Raw genomic sequence first — 5864 nt, 5'->3', positions numbered from 1 at the left:
CCCACGTCCACGGGTGCTCACCCGGCTTCGCCACAATTGTCAGCGTGGGCCAAACCCCAGCCAAAACCGCATCTCACTCACCAACTGCACTCGCGTCAGCGGAGCTCATGCACACTTTCGGCACGATCACGCACCGACACCCCGCATAACCCGCCGAGCCGAAAATCAGAAGGTCTGCGCGAGCCCAAATTGGCGCGGCGGAATCAAGGTGGCGTCGACGTCCCGGACAACGAGTCCTCGTAAGCCGTGCCCATACCGAGCATTCTGGCGGAGGAGCATGCTCTGCGCGGCCACGCACCAATGCGCGACCCGAGTCCGAGAAGTCCCACTGGTGCTGGTTGTCACGCCCGGCGAATGGAACGTGTTCGGGGACGGCGGATTCGAGCCCGCCGCATTTGCTTCCAAAGCTCTACCTTCAGGATCGGTTAAGCCCCGGGCTTTCCGGAATCGCGTATCGCGGCGCTGTGCCAGGATAGGAACGGTAATAGCTCGGGCACTGTGCGCGCGGTCCGCGGCGTGCGGTGCGCAGATGAGGGAGATTGCGGCAACGTGACCACACCTGACGGCGAAGCCCCCGGCAACCAGTCGAACGAAGAGCCGACCCCGAATCACGAGCAGCGCGCGGCCGTACCCGGCGGCGACGCGGAGTTCATGGCTGAGTTCATGAAGGCCTTCGAGGCGGCCGACAACAACCCCACCGCCGACAGCTCTACCGAGGAAGAAGACGAGGACGCCCCCGATATCGGCTTCACCCTCGACGAACCTCCGGCCGACGTAGCCGAACAGGCCAAGCAACTCATCCACCGAATCGCCCGCGCGCTCGCATCCGGCGGTCCGCAGGGCTGGCGCCGCCTCGAGGCCGTCTTCGTCATGACCACCACGGCCGAACTCGCGCTGGTGAACTTCTCCGACGACGAGCAGCGCGAGGCCCGGGTCCAGCCAGCCGACGACGTGGTCGCACTGGTTCGGGAACAGCGCCACCTATCGGCCCAACTGAGCGACGGCCCCTGGTGGCGTCTGCTGATCGATTTGGCGAGCACCGGCGAGATCGAGGTCGACTACGACTACGGTGACGAACCCTTCCCGGACGACCACCTGTTCCCTCCCGAGGTCTACGCCACGGATCTGCAGGCGTATCCGCGCGAAACGCTGCCGGTGTGGCTGGCGGCGTATATCGGCCATGGCGACCGGCAATCACGCCCGGCGCTCATCGCGGCCAACCAGGCGCGGGCGGACCGGGAAGCCGGCGTGCGACCGGTGTTGTCGGCGCGGGACTTTCCGGCCTTCCCGGTGATGTCGGCCCGCTGGGCGGTCATCGCGGCCGCGTTCGTGGCCGCCGGATCCCAGTGGGGGCCAAGGGTATTGCCCGCGCTCGGCTGGTTCGAGGGATCGAAACGCAGCGGGTCGACGCTGTATGCGCTGCCGGGCGGTCGCGCCGTACTGTCCGGTGGCGTGTGGAACGCCCCCGAACTCGATGCCGTCTACAACGGCGAGGAGTCGATGCCGCGGCTGTACGCCGGTGCCCCGGAGTGGATCGCCAATCCGGTGCTGAATCCCCGTGCGGCCAGCGGGTTGCTGTCGTTCTGCTATTGGTGGGACGGCGGCCGGTGGTATCGCGGCGACTCGCCGACCGCGGATCGGCTCAGCGAAGCGGTGCCCGGCATCTGGACCTCCGATACCGTGGCCGGTGTCGTCGCCGGATTGGTCGCCGAAGAGCCAACCGATGGGCAGCGCGCCGCGGTGGCCAATCTGGTGTCGGCCGCGGAAATCGGTATCGTTACCCGCGATACGCTCGTCGAGGTCTTCGGTGACGATGGCACCTTCGATATCGACAGCGCCCTCTATCAGCTCACGCTGGCCGGTGCGACGATCACACTGCCGGAGCCGATTTCGCGCGAAGCCGCGATCGCCCAGGTGCGGCGGTACATCCTGGATCAGAATATGGACACCACCGGCTATCCGCTGGAGAATCTGCGCGCGGATCGGATCAGCGTCGGCTGGATGGTGTACGTGCCGACCGAACCCGGTGAGATCTCGATCGGCCGTGCGATCTTCTACGTCGCCGATGACGGTGTGCTGGAACAGTCTTCGTCGTCGGTCGCGCCGTCGGTCTATGCCGCCGAGTTCGAACAGCGCTTCCAGCAGCGGCACGGATCCGTTCAGGCCTGATCGCCGCCATCGGTGCTCCAGCGATAGCCGAAGCCGCGGATGGTGGTGATCAGACCGGGGCGATCGAGTTTCGAGCGCAACCCCGCCATATGGACATCCAGCGCCCGCGACACCGATGCCGACGAGTCGCCCCAGATGCGGTCCATCAGCTCTTGGCGGCTCACGGCGGTGTCCGGTCGCTCCGCCAGGATTCGGACCAGCTGGAACTCCTTGTGAGTGAGCATGATCGGCGCGCCGGCCACCTCGACCTGCCGCGCCATGAGGTCGACTCGCACATCCTGGGATACGACCGCCTCGACCGGTGAGGTGTGGATGACGACGCGGCGGGTGACCGTCTCCAGCCGTGCGACGAGTTCCGCGATGCGCGGCGGTTTCACCAGATAGTCGTCTGCACCGGAGCGCAGCGCGAGCACGATGGTGCGTTCCCCGGCTCGTGCCGTGAGGATCAACACCGGCACCGAGCTGACCTCGCGCAGTCGCCGCAAAACCTCCAGACCATCCATATCGGGCAGCCCGAGATCGAGGATCACCGCGTCGTAGTCGCGGTGCGTGCGTAGTAGGTCCGCGCCGCGCCGCTTGCGATCGACGACGTAGCCGCGGGCAGTGAGCGCGGCTTGTAGCGCGTCACCCACCCCGTCATCGTCTTCCACCAGCACAAGCCGCACGCGCCGATCCTTGCAAAGCGAAGGTTCGACGCGCAGGCGTTTGCGTATTGCCATCCTCAATGGACGGTCACCTCGGCGCCGCTGTCGGCCTCGGCCTCGATTGCGGAGTTCTTCGAGGTCTCGCGCATGAAGTAGTAGATCGTCAGCGAGATCGCGATACAGGCCGCGACGTACCAGAAATACAGCGACTCGTGATCGGCCTTCTTCAATGCCAGTGCGATGGTTTCCGCGGTGCCGCCGAAGATCGCCACGGTCAGCGCATAGGGCAGGCCGACGCCGAGCGCCCGGATCCGGGTCGGGAAGAGTTCGGCCTTCACGATGGCGTTGATCGAGGTGTAGCCGGTGATGACCACCAAGGCCAGCATCATCAGCGCGAATGCGCCGATCGGATTGCGGGTGTGCGCGAGCACGGTCATGATCGGCACGGTCAGCAGAGTGCCCGCGATACCGAAGAAGATCAGCAACTTGCGCCGCCCGATGCGGTCGGAGAGCGCACCGGCCAGCGGCTGCAGCACCACGAACACCAGCAGCGCGATGAAGTTGATCCAGGCCGCGGTCGGCTTGGAGATATGTGCGGTGTTGATCATGAACTTCTGCATGTAGGTCGTGTAGGTGTAGAACGCGACGGTGCCGCCGAGGGTGAGTCCGCAAACGATCAGGCATTCGCGCGGATACTGTGCGAGCACGCGCAGCGAGCCGCGGGCCGGTCCACCGGATTCGGCCCGGAACTGCTCGGATTCGTCCATGCCGCGCCGCAGCCACATGATCAGCAGGGCGCCGCCCGCGCCGATCAGGAACGGAATGCGCCAGCCCCAGTTATTCATCTGGGCGTCGCTGAGAATGTGCTGCAGCACGATCTGCACACCGAGTGCGACCAACTGACCCGCGACGAGCGTGACATACTGGAAGCTCGAATAGAACCCGCGCTTACCCGGCGATGCCACCTCGGACAGATACGTTGCGCTGGTTGCGTATTCGCCGCCGAGGGACAAGCCCTGCAACAGCCGGGCCAGCACCAGCAGCACCGGCGCGGCCAGGCCGATCGTCTGATATCCGGGCGTGCACGCGATCAGCAGCGAACCCGCGGCCATCACCGTCACCGAGAGAGTCAGTGCGGCACGGCGTCCGAAGCGGTCGGCGTAGCGGCCGAGCATCCAGCCGCCGATCGGGCGCATCAGGAAGCCGACCGCGAAGACGGCCGCCGAGTTGAGTAGCTGTGCGGTGGAATCGCCCTTGGGGAAGAAACTGTGCGCGAAGTACACGCTGAACGCGGCGTAGACATACCAGTCGTACCACTCGGCGAGATTGCCGAGTGAGCCACGCAGCACGTTGGCGATGACCCTGCGCTCGCCCGCGAGTTGTGTCGTAGTCATTGTGAATCTCCTTCTGGCGCCGCACGTGCCGGCGTAGTAATGGCGACTGTGAGCGCAGTCACAGCGCATTACCAGAGGTCCGCCGATGTTCTAACGGTCCCTTAGGAAAAAAACTCCGAGCGAATTTCCAGGCTCGATAATTCGACTGCCGAGGCGGCAGATGCCCTGGTCGGAGGCCGGATCGAATTCTTAACAGTCTCTTTAGCTAGTCGTCCTCGGTAACCGGATACGAGTGTCGATCCGCGTGCCACTATCGGAAATGACACCGATGGCGACTACTGCCGGTCACCCGAAACATCAGCGGGCGGTCCTGAATCGGTTGTGGTGTAACAGGAAACGAGAGCAATGACTCGAGCATCGCGTAGCGATCCCGTGCGGGGTGGTGGTCGGTCGACGGGTGGGCGCGACGGACAGATCGGCGGCATGGATACCGTCGTCGCCGACCCGGCGGCCGAGACGTTGATCTCGGGCATCGCGGATGAGTTGGCCGAACTGGGTCCATCCGGCTGGCGGCGGCTGTACGCGGTGTTCGCACTGACCGTGACCGTCGAATCGGCGCGTGTCGAATTCGCCGGTCCGCAGCGCGTGACACGCCTGGAGGTGCCGGAGCCGGTATTGGCACTGGTGCGCCGCTACCGCACGGAGCTTGCCGCGGCAGGTGCCGAGCCGTGGTGGCGACTGCTGTTGTGGGCCAACGCATCCGGTGACATCGAAGTCGACTACGACTACGGCGACGAGCCGTTCCCCGCCGATCAGCTCTTCCGTCCCGAGGCGTATTGCGCCGATGTGGCGGCCTATCCGCGTCCGCGACTGCCGGTGTGGCTCGCGGCCTATATGGGGCACGCCGACCGGCAGTGTCGCCGTCCGCGCCGGGCCGCGGTGGCGGTTATCGCCGACCGCGCGCGTGGGGTGACGGCGCGGCCGGTGGACGAGGAACTTCCGCCGTTCCCGCAGCTGTGGGCCAGATGGGCGACGATTTCGGCTGCGCACGTTGGCGTTTCGTCCGACCGTGGCCCGCGCGTCGTACCGTCGAATGGCTGGTTCGAGAGCGGGGGCACCGGCAGCAGCGGCTCCACGCTGTACGCCGTGCCGGGCGGTCGAGCCGTACTGTCGGGCGGTGTGTGGGACGCACCCGCCTTGAACGCGGCGTACAACGGCGGTCTCGATCTGCCGAATCTCTATGCGGGAGCACCGGATTGGGTGACGAACGCGGTGCTCAGCCCGCGCGCGGCGGTCGGCCTGCTCTCGTTCTGCTTCTGGTGGGACGGCCATCGGTGGTACGGAGGGGAATCACCGTCGGTGCAGCAGTGCGGTGCGGCGATGCCGGAGATCTGGAACGCGCACACCGCCATCGAGGCCGTGGCCCGGTTGCTGTCGGCGGATCCCGGCACCCGACCGCGAACCGCGTTGGCGCGCTTGCTGACTGCCGCCGAACGCGGCGAGATTACCCGGGAGTTGGTGGCGGACACTTTCGGTGGCGATGGCGATATCGATGCCGCCATGCGTCAGTTGACAGCGGCCGGAACGGTGCTGTCGCGGCCGAATCGAGTTTGTGCCGTGAATCATTGGCCGGAGGTCCCCAAGAGTGTACCGGGACTTCATCTTTTGGACGGCCGACGTCCATACGATGATCGAATTGCGTTATAACGCAGGGTCG

At 65.8% G+C, this 5864-nt stretch carries 4 protein-coding genes; 2 read left to right on the top strand and 2 right to left on the bottom strand.

Going from position 1 to position 5864, the window contains the following annotated elements; genetic code table 11:
* Window positions 1-549 precede the first annotated feature (549 nt).
* Window positions 550-2169, top strand: a complete 1620-nt coding sequence (locus ACQP1G_RS41670; RefSeq protein WP_433195538.1) for a hypothetical protein — start codon at window positions 550-552, stop codon at window positions 2167-2169.
* Here ACQP1G_RS41670 and ACQP1G_RS41665 read toward each other — a convergent pair.
* A complete protein-coding gene (locus ACQP1G_RS41665) occupies window positions 2160-2834 on the bottom strand; it encodes a response regulator transcription factor (protein ID WP_433195536.1) in 675 nt (224 codons plus the stop codon). The two genes, ACQP1G_RS41670 and ACQP1G_RS41665, sit on opposite strands and share 10 nt — an antisense overlap.
* 56 nt (window positions 2835-2890) lie before the next feature.
* Window positions 2891-4207, bottom strand: coding sequence for an MFS transporter (locus ACQP1G_RS41660; RefSeq protein WP_433195534.1), 1317 nt, complete (start codon window positions 4205-4207; stop codon window positions 2891-2893).
* 345 nt (window positions 4208-4552) lie between these two features.
* Here ACQP1G_RS41660 and ACQP1G_RS41655 point away from each other — a divergent pair, with 345 nt between their 5' ends.
* Entirely contained in the window at window positions 4553-5854 is a 1302-nt protein-coding gene (locus tag ACQP1G_RS41655) for a hypothetical protein (protein WP_433195532.1), read from the top strand.
* Window positions 5855-5864: the final 10 nt, after the last annotated feature.

The organism is Nocardia sp. CA-107356, from assembly GCF_050946365.1.
Classification (GTDB): domain Bacteria; phylum Actinomycetota; class Actinomycetes; order Mycobacteriales; family Mycobacteriaceae; genus Nocardia.
This window is presented reverse-complemented; position numbering and strand designations above follow the sequence as displayed.

Coding starts and splice junctions, on each gene's coding strand:
- ACQP1G_RS41660 (WP_433195534.1), bottom strand. CDS start 4,207: ATGACTACGACACAACTCGCGGGCGAGCGCAGGGTCATCGCCAACGTG.
- ACQP1G_RS41655 (WP_433195532.1), top strand. CDS start 4,553: ATGACTCGAGCATCGCGTAGCGATCCCGTGCGGGGTGGTGGTCGGTCG.